Source organism: Vibrio sp. 10N.239.312.C11, from assembly GCF_041466065.1.
Classification (GTDB): Bacteria; Pseudomonadota; Gammaproteobacteria; order Enterobacterales; family Vibrionaceae; genus Vibrio; species Vibrio tasmaniensis_A.
Map to the genome: position 1 here is coordinate 21489 of NZ_JBFSRZ010000003.1, position 17507 is coordinate 38995.

The 17507-nt window shown below is 45.8% G+C and carries 12 protein-coding genes and 1 riboswitch; of the genes, 4 read left to right on the top strand and 8 right to left on the bottom strand.

The genetic code is table 11. The features are described 5' to 3' along the window. Positions 1 to 54 precede the first annotated feature (54 nt). On the bottom strand, positions 55 to 189 hold the full coding sequence (locus tag AB6D07_RS02155) for a hypothetical protein (RefSeq protein ID WP_010438952.1): 135 nt from the start codon (positions 187 to 189) through the stop codon (positions 55 to 57). 291 nt (positions 190 to 480) lie between these two features. After that, complete coding sequence (gene mltF / locus AB6D07_RS02160) at positions 481 to 2049, bottom strand: membrane-bound lytic murein transglycosylase MltF (RefSeq protein WP_032499857.1); 1569 nt, start codon at positions 2047 to 2049, stop codon at positions 481 to 483. Between the two features lie 329 nt (positions 2050 to 2378). Between mltF and purL the strand changes: the two genes are divergently transcribed. Continuing rightward, positions 2379 to 6275, top strand: a complete 3897-nt coding sequence (gene purL / locus AB6D07_RS02165; RefSeq protein WP_372091416.1) for a phosphoribosylformylglycinamidine synthase — start codon at positions 2379 to 2381, stop codon at positions 6273 to 6275. Between the two features lie 252 nt (positions 6276 to 6527). Further along, the gene (locus AB6D07_RS02170) at positions 6528 to 7061 is read left to right on the top strand and encodes a DUF3332 domain-containing protein (protein WP_009848345.1); all 534 of its coding nucleotides are present in this window, start codon (positions 6528 to 6530) and stop codon (positions 7059 to 7061) included. A 98-nt stretch (positions 7062 to 7159) separates the two neighbouring features. Here AB6D07_RS02170 and dapD read toward each other — a convergent pair whose 3' ends face one another. The 6 genes from dapD to AB6D07_RS02200 form a co-directional block, all read right to left on the bottom strand. After that, positions 7160 to 8191 carry a 2,3,4,5-tetrahydropyridine-2,6-dicarboxylate N-succinyltransferase gene (gene dapD, locus AB6D07_RS02175; protein ID WP_009848346.1) on the bottom strand — a complete coding sequence of 344 codons (1032 nt, stop codon included), beginning with the start codon at positions 8189 to 8191 and terminating at the stop codon, positions 7160 to 7162. Between the two features lie 264 nt (positions 8192 to 8455). Further along, the gene (locus tag AB6D07_RS02180; protein WP_017101891.1) at positions 8456 to 9097 is read right to left on the bottom strand and encodes a MarC family protein; all 642 of its coding nucleotides are present in this window, start codon (positions 9095 to 9097) and stop codon (positions 8456 to 8458) included. Positions 9098 to 9326: 229 nt separating this feature from the next. Then, complete coding sequence (locus AB6D07_RS02185; RefSeq protein WP_017098031.1) at positions 9327 to 10316, bottom strand: GGGtGRT protein; 990 nt, start codon at positions 10314 to 10316, stop codon at positions 9327 to 9329. Between the two features lie 23 nt (positions 10317 to 10339). Then, a complete protein-coding gene (locus tag AB6D07_RS02190; RefSeq protein WP_017103937.1) occupies positions 10340 to 11032 on the bottom strand; it encodes an iron-sulfur cluster assembly scaffold protein in 693 nt (230 codons plus the stop codon). A 194-nt stretch (positions 11033 to 11226) separates the two neighbouring features. Next, positions 11227 to 11310: riboswitch (Fluoride riboswitch) on the bottom strand. Between the two features lie 155 nt (positions 11311 to 11465). After that, positions 11466 to 11759, bottom strand: coding sequence for a YebG family protein (locus AB6D07_RS02195; protein WP_004735185.1), 294 nt, complete (start codon positions 11757 to 11759; stop codon positions 11466 to 11468). A gap of 89 nt (positions 11760 to 11848) precedes the next feature. Continuing rightward, positions 11849 to 12745 carry a LysR family transcriptional regulator gene (locus tag AB6D07_RS02200; protein ID WP_009848350.1) on the bottom strand — a complete coding sequence of 299 codons (897 nt, stop codon included), beginning with the start codon at positions 12743 to 12745 and terminating at the stop codon, positions 11849 to 11851. Between the two features lie 161 nt (positions 12746 to 12906). Here AB6D07_RS02200 and AB6D07_RS02205 point away from each other — a divergent pair, with 161 nt between their 5' ends. Further along, a complete protein-coding gene (locus AB6D07_RS02205) occupies positions 12907 to 13902 on the top strand; it encodes a TDT family transporter (RefSeq protein ID WP_017103938.1) in 996 nt (331 codons plus the stop codon). A 127-nt stretch (positions 13903 to 14029) separates the two neighbouring features. Then, entirely contained in the window at positions 14030 to 17506 is a 3477-nt protein-coding gene (recC, locus tag AB6D07_RS02210; protein WP_017103939.1) for an exodeoxyribonuclease V subunit gamma, read from the top strand. Position 17507: the final 1 nt, after the last annotated feature.

Here is a 17507-nt window from a genome sequence, read left to right on the forward strand (position 1 = left end):
CTTTCGGCACTCTCAATCATAAGAGTGCCAAGCAAACTTAGTTGGTCATTACTTTTACTCAGCAATCATCTGCATGAAAGCACGGTTGCGCCAAATGATCTTCTTCTTATTATTTGAAAGCATACGCTTACGACGGTTGGCAGCAACGGTCTTATCAAGGCGTTTCGATTTCAGTTTGTTCTTCATCATTTCAACGATTTCCTATTTGTCGTCTGGCTTTGTAATTATGACTTCAGTTTTAATTATAGTGGTTATTTGTTTATAAGCTCCGCCACGAACTTAGCGCTAGCTTTCTGAACCACCATCGTGATGGCTAAGAGCTGAATGCACCGAGCATTATGTCGCTTATGGTGTGACGTTATAAAGTTCGATTGTTACTGCAATATGACACACTGGATATCGCAGGCGTTTTGTTTGTTTTGGTCATTTATCGTGATGCAATAAAAAAGAGCAATGCTAAATGGCATTGCTCTTTTTCTTTTATTTGGAAGACTCAGCGTCGTTCACTGCGGATTCAGTTTCACTGATTGTTGATTCAGCATCTGATACCTCTAGAGGTGGGATAACGACCAAACCTTCAAGGCTCGCTTCTTCCTCTTTATTACGCTTATTTACATGGCCAATAATGCTCTGATAATAACGGCGAATGTTCTCAACGTAATTCCTTGCTTCATCACCACGCGCATACCCGTAACGAGTTTTGCTGTAGTACTTCTTCTGTCTTAGCAGAGGAAGCCTGTCTTTCACATCACCCCAAGCATCAGGATCACCGCCTTGTGCTTTGGTTAAGCGACGAGCATCCATCATGTGCCCGTAACCTACGTTATATGAGGCAAGCGCAAACCAGATCTTTTCATGCTGAGTGATTGAGTCGGGCACTCGATTCACGATACGACGTAAATATTCAACACCGCCTTGTACCGACTGTTTCGGGTCGAGACGATTGGTTACACCAACGCTCTTCGCAGTAGGCAGTGTCAGCATCATCATGCCTCGAACACCGGTTGGAGAGCGTGCAACAGGATTCCAGTGTGACTCTTGGTATGCTAAAGCGGCAATCAAGCGCCAGTCAAATTCTTGAGAATATTTCTGAAATAGTGGCGACCATTTTGGCAGCTTGCTATCCAATGCACGGATAAATGCACGAGTATCAACGTAATCAAAAGTGCCGATATGGCCGATGTATTTTTCTTCTAGTGAAGCCAGTTCACCAGACTGTTTTAGGTTACCAAAGAACTCAATCAGTAATGCATAAAGGCTTTCATCTTCAGATTTCTGTAAATACCAAGAGATAGGTTGATCTTCTGTCAGTTCAAAAGCTAAGGCTACGTCTGGGTATAAACGTTGTGCGAGTGACAGCTCAATCGAGTCCGCAACAGTAAACAAGCGTTCACCAGTCGACACTTCTTTTAGCAGGTCATTGATGTCAGCATTACCTATTGCATCGTAGATAAAGTCATCGTGCTTGTTCTGGATCTGTTTTAGTGTTGGCTCAAAATGTGAGTCCTTCACTACCACCAAAGATGGCGTCAATGTTTCGGTAGATGCCGTTTCTTCTGATTCAGTTTGTGCTTTTACGAAATCAGCTTGACGCTTATTCTCGAACTTGATCAGTTGTTGAAGGTTTCTTGGGCGCCACTGTCCTTTTTTATACACCACTTGCTGGCTTACATAGTAATAGGCGGGCGCAGCGCGATAAGCGCGTGTCAGGTTATTGTTTTGCGTTAACCCTGTCGCGATAAGATCGATCTCGCCTTTCTTTAAGGCTGGAAAGAGGCCGGATAAACGGTAAGCGGGTTTAATCTCAAGCTGTACACCAAGCTCCTGCGCAAATTCACGAGCTAACTCGTAATCCAAACCAGCAGGGCCATCGGGACCAATGTAATAAGAGAGTTGGTTATTTAGGGTGCCGACGCGAAGAACGCCTCGCTCTCGTATCTGCTCAAGGACACTTTTAGGTTCTGACTCAATCTGGCATCCAGCCAACCCAACTAGGGCAATGGCAAGCAGAAGGAACTTAGACGAAAAGATGAGCGTAAATTTAGGCATCAAAATGAAATCTCGAAAAGTGGAAGCCCCTTTATACCAAACCCCGCAAGGCTGGCAAAGCAGGTTTATTTAAACAGTTGTAAAAGTGCTGATAAATGCAGCAAAAGTACCATTTACGCATAAAGATAAAAAAAATCACGCAAACGGTTGCTTTTGGTGTTACGTCACAAAAAGAAATGCTTTATAATGCGCTCGCATTGAAGAGGTGGAATCGGCATAGGTTTGGCAACCTTCGGGAATAGCTTCGAAGAAAACAGTTAGGTTGTTCCTGTAACCCACTGAATTTATTCCAATACTACCTTAATCAACTGCATAAGAGACCTAAGCACATGAGAATTTTGCGTGGCTCCCCAGCTCTATCTGAGTTTCGTGTTAACAAGCTTTTAGAGCTTTGTCGTGAATTAAGCTTACCTGTAACAGGTATTTACGCTGAGTTTGCCCACTTTGCTGATCTAACGGCAGACCTAGATGAGTCTGAAGTTGAGAAGCTAGAAAAGCTACTGACTTACGGTCCAACGATTGAAGAGCATGAACCTGAAGGTTTACTGCTGCTTGCAACGCCACGCCCGGGCACTATCTCGCCTTGGTCTTCAAAATCAACAGATATCGCACACAACTGTGGACTGGCTAAAGTGTCACGTCTAGAGCGCGGTACTGCTTTCTACATTGAAACCTCTGCCGAACTTTCTGAGCTTCAACTTGTTGAGCTGAAAGCAATCCTGCACGACCGTATGATGGAAGTGGTTTTCACTGACTTCGAATCAGCGGCGGCACTATTTACCGTGGCTGAGCCTGCTCCTTATGCGGAAGTTGACCTATTAACTGGCGGAGGTAAAGCGCTTGAAAAAGCAAACGTTACCCTAGGTCTTGCACTTGCAGAAGATGAGATCGATTACCTTCTTGAAAGCTTCACCGAGAAGTTAGGTCGTAACCCGACTGACATCGAACTAATGATGTTTGCACAAGCGAACTCAGAGCATTGTCGTCACAAGATCTTTAACGCTGATTGGACTATCGATGGCGTTAAGCAAGAAAAATCATTGTTCAAGATGATTAAGAACACCTTTGAAACGACACCAGAGCACGTTCTGTCTGCTTATAAAGATAACGCAGCGGTAATGACAGGTTCTGAAGTGGGTCGTTTCTTCCCAGATCCAGAAACTCGCCAGTACAACTACCACCAAGAAAAAACACATATCTTGATGAAAGTTGAAACGCACAACCACCCAACGGCAATCTCTCCATGGCCGGGTGCATCAACAGGTTCAGGCGGTGAAATCCGCGATGAAGGCGCAACTGGTATTGGCGGTAAGCCAAAAGCGGGTCTGGTTGCTTTCTCTGTATCTAACCTGAAGATTCCGAACTTCGTTCAACCTTGGGAAACTGACTTTGGTAAGCCGAGCCGTATCGTTACTGCTTTGGATATCATGCTTGAAGGCCCTCTTGGTGGCGCAGCATTCAACAACGAATTTGGTCGTCCAAACCTATTAGGTTACTTCCGTACTTACGAAGAGAAAGTAAACTCTCACGCAGGTGAAGAAGTACGTGGTTACCACAAGCCAATCATGCTGGCTGGTGGCCTTGGTAACATCCGTGATGATCATGTTCAGAAGAAAGAGATCCCAGTAGGTGCAAGCCTAATTGTTCTTGGCGGTCCAGCAATGAACATCGGCCTTGGCGGCGGTGCTGCATCTTCAATGGATTCTGGTTCTTCTTCTGAAGACTTAGATTTTGCTTCTGTACAACGTGAAAACCCAGAGATGGAGCGTCGTTGTCAGGAAGTTATCGACCGTTGTTGGCAGCTTGGTGATGCGAACCCAATCGCATTCATCCACGATGTAGGCGCGGGCGGTATCTCGAATGCACTTCCTGAGCTAGTCGACGACGGTGAGCGTGGCGGTATCTTTAACCTACGTGACGTGCCAAACGATGAGCCGGGCATGAGCCCACTTGAGATCTGGTGTAACGAATCTCAAGAGCGTTACGTAATGGCGGTTGCTGATAAAGACATGGCAACATTCGACGCGATTTGTAAACGTGAACGCGCACCTTACGCAGTGGTTGGTAAAGCAACAGAAGAACGTGATCTGAAACTAGAAGATTCACACTTCGACAATACGCCAATCGACATGCCAATGGACATCCTATTAGGTAAAACACCTAAGATGCACCGTGACGCGAAGACGCTAAAAGCAAACAATCCTGCGATTGACCGTTCTGGTATCGAACTAAACGAAGCGGTTGACCGTATTCTTCGCCTACCAACAGTGGCAGAGAAAACATTCCTTATCACCATCGGTGACCGCTCGGTAACAGGCCTTGTAGCTCGTGACCAAATGGTTGGCCCATGGCAGGTTCCAGTTGCTAACTGCGCAGTAACTGCAGCAAGTTACGACTCTTACCACGGTGAGGCTATGTCTCTTGGTGAGCGTACGCCAGTAGCACTTCTAGACTTTGGCGCGTCAGCTCGTCTAGCGGTTGGTGAAGCAATCACTAACATCGCAGCGACCAACATCGGCGATATCAAACACATTAAATTGTCAGCTAACTGGATGTCTCCAGCAGGTCACCCTGGTGAAGATGCAGGTCTTTACGAAGCGGTTAAAGCCGTGGGTGAAGAGCTATGTCCGGCACTGGGTCTTACTATCCCTGTGGGTAAAGACTCAATGTCGATGAAGACTAAGTGGGAAGAGAACGGCGAGCAGAAAGAAGTAACGTCTCCGCTATCTCTTGTTATCACTGCGTTTGCACGTGTTGAAGACGTTCGTAAGACGATTACTCCTCAGCTTCGTACTGACAAGGGTAATACAAGCCTAGTTCTTATCGACCTAGGTAACGGCCAAAACCGCATGGGCGCAACGGCATTAGCGCAAGTTTACAAGCAGCTTGGTGACAAGCCAGCAGACGTAGACAATGCAGCACAACTAAAAGGTTTCTACGAAGGCGTTCAAGCACTTGTAGCAAACGACCAAGTTGTCGCTTACCACGATAAAGGCGATGGCGGTCTATTCGTAACACTTGCTGAAATGGCGTTCGCAGGTCACTGTGGTGTTAATGCAAACATTGAAGCTTTAGGTGAAGACACACTAGCTGCACTATTTAACGAAGAGCTAGGTGCGGTAATCCAAGTTCGTAACGATGACCTAGACGCAGTACTTTCTACACTTGCTGCAAACGGCCTAGAAGCGTGTTCACACGTAATTGGTTCTGTTGAAGCATCAGACGAAGTAGTGATTAAGTCAGGCGCAGACGTTGTAATCCAACGTAACCGTACTGAACTACGTACTATCTGGGCTGAAACTACGCACAAGATGCAAGGTCTACGTGATAACCCAATCTGTGCAGACCAAGAGCACGAAGCGAAGAAAGACAACTCAGACCCAGGTCTGAACGTGAAACTAAGCTTTGACGTAAACGAAGACATTGCTGCTCCTTACATCAACACGGGCGCTAAGCCTAAGATGGCGATTCTGCGTGAGCAGGGTGTTAACTCTCACGTTGAAATGGCAGCAGCATTTGACCGTGCAGGCTTCGAAGCAACTGATATTCACATGAGCGACATCCTAACGGGTCAAGCGGTACTAGAAGAGTACAACGGCCTTGTGGCTTGTGGTGGTTTCTCTTACGGTGACGTACTAGGCGCTGGTGAAGGTTGGGCTAAGTCGGTTCTGTTTAACGACTCTACACGTGACCAGTTTGAAAACTTCTTCAAGCGTGAAGATACCTTCTCTCTAGGTGTGTGTAACGGTTGTCAGATGCTGTCTAACCTGCGCGAGCTAATCCCTGGTGCTGAGTACTGGCCACGTTTCGTTCGCAACGAATCTGAGCGTTTTGAAGCACGTTTCAGCCTAGTTGAAGTTCAGAAGTCTGATTCTGTATTCTTCAATGGCATGGAAGGCTCTCGTATGCCAATCGCTGTTTCTCACGGTGAAGGTCGCGTAGAAGTGCGTGACAACGACCACCTAAACGCGATTGAAAACTCAGGTACAGTTGCCCTACGTTACGTTGACAACAACGGTAACCAAACGCAGCAATACCCGAACAACCCGAACGGTTCGCCAAATGCTATCACTGGTTTAACAACGACGGATGGCCGTGTGACTATCATGATGCCTCACCCAGAGCGTGTATTCCGTACGGTTGCTAACTCTTGGTCTCCAGAAGGTTGGGGCGAGAATGGCGCTTGGATGCGTATGTTCCAAAACGCACGTAAGAATGTGGGTTAATCTGGTTCACAAAACCGAATAGTTTTAAAAACTAATAAAAGCGCAGACTGAAAGGTCTGCGCTTTTTTATTGGCAACTCTTTAGGAACCAGAGCGAAACAATTAACGTTTGCAGTTTGCTGTTCTAAAAAACTCCACTACGCTAAATGTTATGGAATCAATTTGTTAGGCCATGAATTTCTGTACGTGAACAGGAAGACTGCTGTTTGGCTATGCAAAAACCGAATCAATCATCGTGGCACAAGAGGGATCTATGAAAACAACAATCACAAAAGCAGTTGCAGTGGCAGCGATTGTCATGTCGTTAGCTGGGTGTGTCGGTAGTAATGCCGTTACTGGGAAATTAATGAAGTTCAACGTCGAGGTTGTAGATAACCGTTACGCTCGTGCTGGGGTCAACTTCTTGCTTGCTCCAGTTTACGCTTTAACATTCGCAGCCGATTACATCGTATTTAACTCGATCGAATTCTGGGCAGGAAAAAACCCACTGACTGGCGCGCCTCATATATTCGATAGTAAAGTCGATACTATGATTGATGTGAACGATAGCCTCGATGATTCACTGAAAGATGCACCACTTGGCTTTAATAATCGTCAGATCGAATGGGGTGAGATGAAACAAATCGATGAGAATACGATTCGTATGGACATCACCTACAATGATGGTCAGAAAGCCGTTTTGACGGGGGTTCGTGATGGCGACAAGGTCAGTTACTACATGGATGGTACGTTAGTATCAGAAACCTCTATTCAAGCGCTTGAGCAGTTAGCTGCCGAGAAAGTGTAACGCTTTCCGTTTTATATAGATAAAAGAAAAGCCGCTGGATTTACCTCCAGCGGCTTCGTGTTTTTTAGTATCTAGTAATTTAGCATCTAGTGCGTAGATTAGTTGTTGCTGTGTAGCTCGCTGTTCAGTTCAACAGCTGACTTGTTCGCTAGACATTCAATTTGGCCAGTAATCGAGTTACGACGGAACAGAAGATCAGAAACGCCAGCAAGGTCACGAGCTTTAATGATTTCTACTTCGTTGCCTTCTTTATCTAACATGCGAACCTTAGTACCCGCAGTCACGTAAAGACCAGACTCAACCGTACAACGATCGCCCATTGGGAAGCCAAGACCCGCATTTGCGCCTAGTAGGCAGTTTTCGCCGATAGAGATAACCATAGTACCGCCACCCGACAGAGTACCCATGATAGAAGCGCCGCCGCCGATGTCTGAACCGTTACCCACAACAACACCCGCAGAGATACGACCTTCAACCATGCTTACGCCAGTAGTACCCGCATTGAAGTTGATGAAACCTTCGTGCATTACTGTTGTGCCTTCGCCTACGTGTGCGCCAAGACGAACACGAGAAGTGTCAGCAATACGAATACCTGTTGGTACCACGTAATCTACCATTTTAGGGAACTTGTCTACGCAATCTACAGACAGAGCGCGACCCGCTAGGCGAGCTTCGATTTGACGCTCAGCCAGCTCAGGAAGATCGATAGGGCCTTCGTTAGTCCATGCGATGTTGTGCAGTAGACCGAAGATACCGTCTAATACCGTACCGTGTGGTTGAACTAGGCGGTTAGAGATAAGTTGCAGCTTAAGGAAGCCTTCAGCAACTGATGCTGGCTTCTCGTCAGTCGCAAGAACAACAAGAACAAGAGGTTGCTCAGATGCTGCTGCTTTTTCTGCGAAAGATGCGTTTGCTGCATCGTCGTTTGCTGCGAATGCTTTCGCTAGTTCTGCGCTTTGTGCAGCAGAGATTTCGATAGCTTGGTTGCCTTCAGTGTAACCTGCAACTTCACCAACAGCCGCAACAAGAGCGTCGCTTGGGTTTAGAAGTGGGTTAGGGAAGAACGCTTCAATGATTTTATTGTCGCGGTTTTTGGTTGCCGTACCGAAGGCTAGTGAAAAGTAAGCCATGTTGAATCTCCATGTGTTGAGTCTTGATTTTGCTATTTCATAGCAGCGGCTCGAATAACAAGCGCTGCCGTTAGCAAAGTTAATTTAATTGCGTTCATCATAAAGAGAGCGCCCTCGTTATGAAAGGGCGCATCGGGATAAAGTCTGTAAAATGATATTGCTTGTCTTTCTGGAGATAGTTTTCTGCAATGAGAAAATGATGCAATTCAACAAAATTTGATATCAAAGTTAGATAACCAACGTTCTTTAAATGAACAACACTCTTTAAATAAATAGCGCTTTATAAGCCTGCTCAATCCCTTCAATCAACATCTGCATACCGATAACGGCGAGTATTAAACCCATCATTCGGGTTATCACGTTCAATGCACTTGGTCCGACAGCTTTAACGAAGCGTTCGCCGAATACAAATAAGATATAGGTTAAGGTACATAGTAGGCCGAAAGCGACGATGGTTATGATGGTTTCATAGACCCCCTCGGTACTGGCAAAGTTCATCGCAGTGGCAATGGTGCCGGGGCCAGCGAGAATTGGCATTGCAAGTGGTGAGACGGCGATACTTAGAGCAGCGTCTTTCTGGGCGTCTGAGTTCACTTTCTCTTTTGCTTTGGCGTGTGTTGAATCGCCTTGCAGCATGTGGAAGCCAATCAAAAAGACCAAAATGCCGCCTGTGATGCGAAGTGCGTAAAGTGTGATACCAAAGAGGTCAAAGATAAGTTTGCCAGAGAGTGCAAAAGTACTGACGATGATGAATGCGATAAACACTGAACGGAAAGCGATCGATTTGACGGTTTCCCTGTCATTGTCACCGGTTAATCCAAGAAAAATTGGCGTATTAGCGATTGGGTTCATGATGGCAAAAAAGCCCATGAACACGGTAATGGTATGAATGATGAGCTCTTTCATATTATTCCTTTGAAAAGATGCAGTTAAATACAAATAGTTTGTGTATTTAATCTTAGATACAAATAATTATTAGAAATAGATAGTAGAGCAAGTGTGAATAAAAAACAGCCAGCATAAGGCTGGCTGTTTGGTTTTAGTGATAGGTGTAGAGTTTTGGTCGTCTGTTATTGCTTGTTTCTCAGTTAACTGACTCTATTCTATGGATAGATCGTGGCGCTCAACGTTGTCGTTATGCGTTTTGAGATTCGCTTACTGCTACAGCCAATGCAACCGTCGCACCGACCATTGGATTGTTACCCATACCGATGAAGCCCATCATTGCAACGTGAGCCGGAACAGAAGAGCTACCTGCGAACTGAGCATCAGCGTGCATTCTACCCATAGTATCTGTCATGCCGTAAGACGCAGGGCCTGCTGCCACGTTATCTGGGTGCAATGTTCTACCTGTACCGCCGCCTGAAGCAACTGAGAAGTAAGGCAAACCTTGGCGAGTACGTTCTGCTTTGTAGATACCTGCTACAGGGTGTTGGAAGCGCGTTGGGTTCGTTGAGTTACCCGTAATACTTACATCCACTTCTTCTCGGTGCATGATTGCCACGCCTTCACGTACATCATCAGCGCCGTAACACAAGATCTCTCCGCGAGGGCCTTGTGAGAAGCGGCGACGTTCGGTTTCAACAAGCTCACCTGTTTGGTAATCATATTGAGTGCGAACATAGGTAAAACCATTGATGCGAGAAATTAAGTAAGCTGCATCTTTACCTAGACCATTGAGTATTACCTTCAATGGGTTGTGACGTGATTTGTTGACGTTGAGTGCGATTTTAATCGCACCTTCTGCAGCAGCAAAAGATTCATGGCCCGCAAGGAAAGCAAAGCAGTGACTCTCTTCATTGAGAAGACGTGCAGCCAATGCACCGTGGCCAATACCGACCTGGCGTTGCTCAGCAACACTGCCGGGTTTGGTGAATGCTTGAAGGCCTTCACCAATGATATTCGCTGCTTGTTCTGCGCTGGTGGCTTTGCGAAATAGCGCCAGTGCTGAACCAAGGATATAAGCATCGGCAGCGCTTTCAAAAGCGATAGGCTGGGTGTCCATCACCAAGGCTTTTGGATCAACGTTGTGGGCTTTGCAGTATTGGTTCGCTTGCTCTAAAGAGTCGAAGTTCATTTCTGCCAATACGCGAGTTACCGATTCATTAAATTGAGTGTTCATCATATCTTTCCTCTAAATTGGCAAAATTAGTGTTGGCGTGGGTTAATGGTGGTAACGGCTTCATCGAAGCGACCGTAGGTTCCCATAGCAAGGTCTGCTGCTTCATTGGCTGACACGCCTTGATTAATCGCCTTCATCATTTTGCCGAGGTTGAGATATTCGTAGCCAATCACTTCGCTATGGTCATCAAGTGCAAGCTTGGTCACGTAGCCTTCTGCAAGCTCTAGGTAACGAACGCCTTTCGCTGAAGTTGAATAGCTGGTGCCTACTTGGCTACGTTGTGTTTGACCTAAGTCTTCCAATGCTGCGCCAATTTCTAGGCCGCCTTCAGAGAATGCGGATTGAGTTCGACCGTAAACGAATTGCAGAAAGATTTCACGCATCGCTACGTTGATTGCATCACACACCAAGTCAGTATTCAGAGCTTCAAGAATGGTTCTTCCTGTGAGGATTTCAGCTGCCATCGCGGCTGATTGAGTCATGCCTGAACAACCAATCGTTTCGATTAGCGCTTCTTCGATGATGCCGTTTTTTACGTTCAGCGTTAGTTTTGCTGCACCTTGTTGTGGTGCACAAGTGCCTACGCCATGGCTTAAACCAGAAATAGCGATGACATCTTTTGGGCTAACCATGGCGCCTTCAACTGGAATTGGCGCTGAAGTGTGAAGATCACCCCTTTGAATAGGGCACATTGATTGAATTTCTGAAGAGTAGTGCATAATGTTTTCTCACTGATAGAGCCATTTAAGACCTAGGGCGTTGAGAAAACAGGACGTGTTGGAAGAGGTGCGGCTAATTCACTACAGATCTTGAGTATCGATCATCCAAAGGTGACATGAAGCTCAGTCTTAATAGACTAAGTCCATTCCAAAATGGAGGAGTAGCGATACATCCAACAGTATTACCTGTTTTCGATTCTGTAGGAGTCATTAGCACGGTTCAAAAGAACGGGCGGTTGAAGCAAAAGCTTAGGTGGAACCCCATCACCTGATGGCTATAGATTAGATCTTAATCACACTTTTGTGCAAGCGAATGTTTAGAGCGATTTCGACTATAAACAGAGTTCATTATATTTCGATAAGTATAAAAAAAACGCCAATAACGAGCTCTGATTAGAGACATTATTGACGTTTTTTAGAAAACTTCAGCTAATTAAGCGGCATCTTCTTCTGCGTCTTCAACAGCTTCAAGCTTCTTTTCTTTTTTCGGAGCTGGTTTACGCTTAGCACCTAATGCGTAAAGAACTTCTTCTTTGTTCTTCGCTAGGTACATAGCAAGCTCTTCTTGCTTGCCTTCATCTTCAACTAAATCGCTTTTGCTTAATAGTTCAAAAAGCTCATCAGCCATATCCAGCATTTTGTCGTATGCGTCAGCTTCGGCTTTAGAGGTAAAAGTCATTTTCTCTTCTCCGTTGCGTTCGACCACGTACTTGACGATAACAGCCATGGTTAATCCTCTAAGTTTGATAAAATTTTACTGGCTTTTTATACAGTTTCTGATGTTGAAAGTCCAGTTGGAGCCCTAACAATGCGCCCTCAATCTTGATGTGTAGCCCAGTCTTCACAATAACTCATGAAAGATTTCAGCAGTGGGCTCTGGTATTTGTCTTTGTGAACTAGCATCCAGAAACGTCGTTTCATGTCGAGTGGGACATCGAGTGCTTTCACTCGGCCTGAGTCAATTGCTCGTTGCGCAGCCAGCCGTGATAAACACGCGAATCCAAGATTGGCAGAAACAGAATTGATGATCGCCTCAGTCGTGTTGAGCTCAAAGGATTCATACCAATGTTCGATGCGTGGTGCGACGGCACGCAGGAAAAACTCGCGAGTGCCTGAACCAGACTCACGTAAAATCCAATGACTATCTTCTAAATCGCTTAAAATCACTTTTTCTTTTGAATTGAGAGGGTGTTGATTACTAACAATAATACACATTTCATCGCTACTGAACTGGCTAGAGATCAACTCCGGATGGAGTGTTTTTCCTTCAATTAACGCGATATCCAGTTCATAATCCACCAACTTTTGGCAGATCAGCGCACTGTTTGAAATGAATAAGCTCTGATCTTGATGCTGAGTTAGTTCGCGAAAGCCAGAGAGAATAAACGGTGCGACCTGATTACCAATCGTGTCACTCGCGCCAACCTTTAAATTGCCACTTAATGGTTGGTCATCTCGGAACAAAACATCGATACCTGCGGCTCTATGAAGAATCTCGTCAGCCAAAGGAAGTAGTTTTTGTCCTTCTTGATTGAGAATTAATCGGTTGTTGACCCGGTCAAATAGAGAGTGGCCCAATTGTTTCTCCATTTCGCCCAGCGCCATGCTGACAGCAGCCTTAGACAAAAACAGTGCTTCCGATGCGGCGGTAAGCGTCGAATGTTGGGTAATGGTGACAAACACTTTGAGTTGTTTGATTGAAATATTAGCCATCAGGTTCCTAGTTTTGCGCTGCTGGTGGAAAGATATCGTTCAGTATTAATGAACACTTGTTATATATAATTGGATATTGTTTAACGAAGCGCAAGCGTATTATGGCTTCAACAAGCTGATGAGTTCACAAGTTTAGTGAATTAAGTTTAAGAGAGGCTGACATGATTCAACGTATTAAATATAGATTAACAGGAGCTCCAACACCCATGGCAGGGTTAGCACTCGCAATTGCAAGCTTAGGTTGGTGTTGGGATGGCGTTTTAGTCGCACAAGGTACTTTACACACACCGGGTTTGGTGCAGTGGATCAGTGCTGGCATTGCGGCGGTATTACTTCTTGTTTTAGCTGTGAAATTTTTGATTCATGGCCACTTATTACGTGAAGACCTTGCTCACCCTGTTGTCGGCAGTGTTGTACCCACATTCGCGATGGGTTGTATGGTGGTGTCTGCTTCGTTGGCTCCAATCTCTCAATTCTTACAAGAAGCTGTGTGGCTCGCTTCGGTAGCGTTACATGTCGTATTCTTGGTGAGCTTCTTATACCACAGAGCTAAAAACTTTGAGATTCACCACATGGTGCCAAGCTGGTTTGTGCCACCAATCGGTATTATCGTGGCAGACGTTTCTTTTTCAGGTAACCCGATCTTAGAGCCCGTTGCTCACGCGACTTTAGTCTTTGGCTTATTGGTTTATGCGGTAATGCTACCTCTAATGATTTACCGTTTGATCTTCTCTCATGAAGTTCCTGACGCAGCAAAACCAACCATTGCGATTATGGCGGCACCAGCAAGTCTATCTTTAGCCGGCTACCTAACCGTTACTGCTAGCCCTTCACCAGTGATTATTGGTTTACTATTTGGTATCGCAGTGTTGATGACGTTTATTATCTATATCGCGTTTTTCAAACTACTTCGTCTGCCATTCAGCCCTGGCTATGCGGCGTTTACATTCCCAATCGTGATTGGTGCAACGGCGTTATTCAAATTGGCGGCTTGGATGCAAACTGTTGGTGTGGAAACTCACTATGTGGATCAAGTGTTCAACCTAGCGTATCTAGAATTGATTGTGGCAACGTTTGTAGTGGGTTATGTGGCGGTTCGTTATTACATGAATTACAAACCTCACCGTGTTCTAAGTGCGGTAGGCAGTAGATTGTAAGAAGCAATAGTTCAAAAGATAAACGGACCTTAAGTTTTCAGTATTTCATAAGCTTATATTCCTAATCCAAACACGGCACTTATGCTAATCTGGCTTTATATTGTGGCAAGATTAGCGTGAGTGCACTTTGTTTACTGTTTACCATTCCAATAAAGTCGATACTTTAAAAATCCTTCTCGTTCACTTAATCAAAAGTGATCCTTTAGCCAATCCTTTCGAAAAAGAGCAGATCTTGGTTCAGAGCCCAGGTATGTCTCAATGGCTTAAGATGGAACTCGCCAAAGAGTTTGGCGTAGCAGCAAATATCGATTTCCCACTTCCAGCAACCTTCATTTGGGATATGTTTACCCAAGTGCTTCCTGATGTACCTAAACGCAGTGCTTTTAACAAGGAAGCGATGACATGGAAGTTGATGAGTTTACTACCCGCTAAGCTTGACCACCCTGATTTTTTACCTCTACAACGCTACCTTGAAAACGACGAAGATGATTCGAAGTTGTATCAATTGGCAGAGAAAATTGCCGATATCTTCGATGGTTACTTGGTGTATCGACCTGAATGGATGGCGATGTGGGAAGCGGGAGAGCCCGTTGCAGAACTTATCGATGATGAGGGACAACAAGAGCACCCTTGGCAACCGATTTTGTGGCAAGCACTCTATGAGAAAACCTTGTCTCAAGGCCAATCTAAATATCACCGTGGCAACTTGTATCACGACTTCATTGAAGCGCTAGCCAAGCAACAAGGTCAACTGCAACATCTGCCTAAACGCTTATTTGTGTTTGGTATTTCTTCGCTGCCTCCTCGCTACATGGATGCATTGAAAGCGCTTGGCGAGCAGATTGATGTGCACTTGATGTTTACCAATCCTTGCCAACATTACTGGGGCGATATTCGCGATCGTAAATACTTGGCAAGAGTCGAAGCGCAGCGCCGTAAACAGTTTGCTCTGGTTGATGGTTTACCTGAATTGGAAGGTGAAGCTTCACCACTGAAAGATGGTATTGAAGCCAACGTTGAAGATGAACTACACACCAGCCAAGCCGTGGGTAATAGTTTACTTGCGTCTATGGGGAAGCTGGGTAGAGATAACCTGTTTTTGCTGTCTCAATCAGACAGTGAAGAGCATGAGTTCTTTATTGATGTTGAGAGGGATAACCTACTGCATCAACTGCAAGCCGATATTCTCCAGCTAGAAGAGCATCAAGACGACCACATCTTAGACTCCAGCAATCATAAACAGGTGGTTGAGCTTGGCGATCGATCGTTGACGGTACATGCGTGTCACAGCCCAATGCGTGAGGTGGAAGTTCTTCATGACCAGTTATTGGCGATGTTTGATGCCGACCCGACCCTGAAACCACGCGATATCATCGTGATGGTGTCTGACATTAATGCTTATAGCCCAGCGATTCAGGCAGTATTTGGTAATGCCCCGGGTGATCGCTATATCCCTTACTCGATCTCAGATAGAACCGCCGACCAAGAGAGCCCAATATTGACTGCCTTCATGCAGTTGGTCGCGCTACCGAATACGCGTTGTCTCGCGTCTGAGTTGCTAGAGCTGTTAGAAATTCCTGCGATGATGTCACGCTTTGGTATTGACGAGTTTCAATTCGAGCAAGCCAAGCAATGGGTTGAAGAGGCGGGCATTCGTTGGGGGGTTGATGCTTCAACTGCAACAGAATTTGATCTACCTGCGACCGAGCAAAATACTTGGTTATTCGGTATTCAGCGCATGCTCTTAGGCTATGCGATGTCGGATTCTGCGGGTTTATTTGAAACTGAACACTCTCCGATTGCCGCTTATAACGAAGTTCAGGGTATTAACGCCGAACTTGCTGGTAAGTTAGCGCACTTTATCGATCGTATCGCCCATTACCGTCAACGCTTAACAGAAACCCAATCTATCGATATGTGGCGTGAAACCTTGCTGCAAATGATTGATGATTTCTTTGCGGTGGAGCTAGAAGGCGAGGTGGTGCTCAAATCGATTCGTGATGCACTTTCGCAACTGAACGAACAGCTTGATGATGCCTTGTACGAACAAGAACTGTCGCCAAGCATTATCTACCAGTACCTCAATAATAAGTTATCTGGCGCGCGCATTAGCCAGCGTTTCTTAGCCGGCCAAGTTAACTTTTGTACTCTGATGCCGATGCGTTCCATCCCGTTCAAAACCGTTTGTCTGTTGGGCATGAATGATGGTGTTTACCCTCGCTCAATGCCGCCAGAAGGTTTTGACTTAATGAACGGACGCACACGACCGGGCGATCGTTCTCGTCGTGATGATGACCGTTATCTATTCCTAGAAGCAATGCTGTCAGCACAAGAGTGTTTATACATCAGCTATGTCGGCCGTTCGATTCAAGATAATACCGAGCGAGTGCCGTCGGTGTTGGTTTCTGAATTGATAGAGTACTGCCAACAGAACTACTGTTTGAGTGACGACCAAGCCTTACCAAGTGATGATTCAGGCATCAAGCTGACTCAAGCGATCAGCTTTGAACACACCATGACACCGTTCAGCCCTGCTGCGTTTACTCAAGGTGATGCGAGCCATGTGCTGAGTTACGCCAAAGAGTGGCTTCCAGCGGCTAACCGTACCGGTGAACGCAGTGGTGAATTCAATCGTGCGTTGGATGACTATTTGTTGGGTGCGACGTACCCGTTAGAACTCGATTTGGTTGAGTTACAGCGTTTTTGGCGTTTGCCAGTGCAGTACTTCTTTAATCGCCGCCTAAAAGTGGTATTTGAGCCGCCACTTCCTGTGATGGAAGACGATGAGCCATTTGTACTTAATGGTTTAGAGAGTTTCCAACTTAAGGATGCTTTGCTGCAAGTGCTGCTAGACCACCCTGAAGGCGCAGACGAAGCAGTGCGACTGTTTGTCTCTGAGCAAAAAGCACAGGGCCGATTACCGGTTGGCGCCTTTGGTGATATCGAGTTTGAAACCAACCGTGTTCAAGCGGAAGACTTAGCTAAAGAGATTCGATTTGTGAGCGGCTCGCCGCAACAAGATCTCGAAGTGAATATCGAATTTGATGTGTTAGGCGAAGGTAAACCTGTTCGCTTGATGGGTTGGTTAACTCAAAACTATCAATCGGGTCTAGTTCGTTTCCGTAGCGGAAAAATACGCTCTCAAGATTACTTGGCTGCGTGGATTGATCATCTATCCTGCGCTGTGATGGGGCACGGAAAAACGACCCATATTATTGGCTATGACAGAAAAGAGGGCGTTGTTCACCAAACGCTACAGCCTATCGGCGATGCGCAGCAGGCGAAGAGCTTGTTGGCTGAATTAGTGCGACTGTTTTATCAAGGCATGACAGCACCGCTACCTTACTTCCCGAAAACCGCATTGGCTGGCGTTGAGGCTGGCTTTAGTCGTGGTAAATGGGTCGATGACGAAGAAAAGTCACTTAAGAAAATGGCCGATACTTTTAATGATAGCTTCGCTTTCACGGGCGAGGGCAGAGATACCTACATCTCACGTATTTGGTCTAAGTGGGATGATGAGCTGGCTACTGAGTCGCGTATGTATTCAACGCTTGTGCTACAGGCGGCAAGGTTGGCTGCTGCCGATCTGGAAGAGCAGGAGTAAG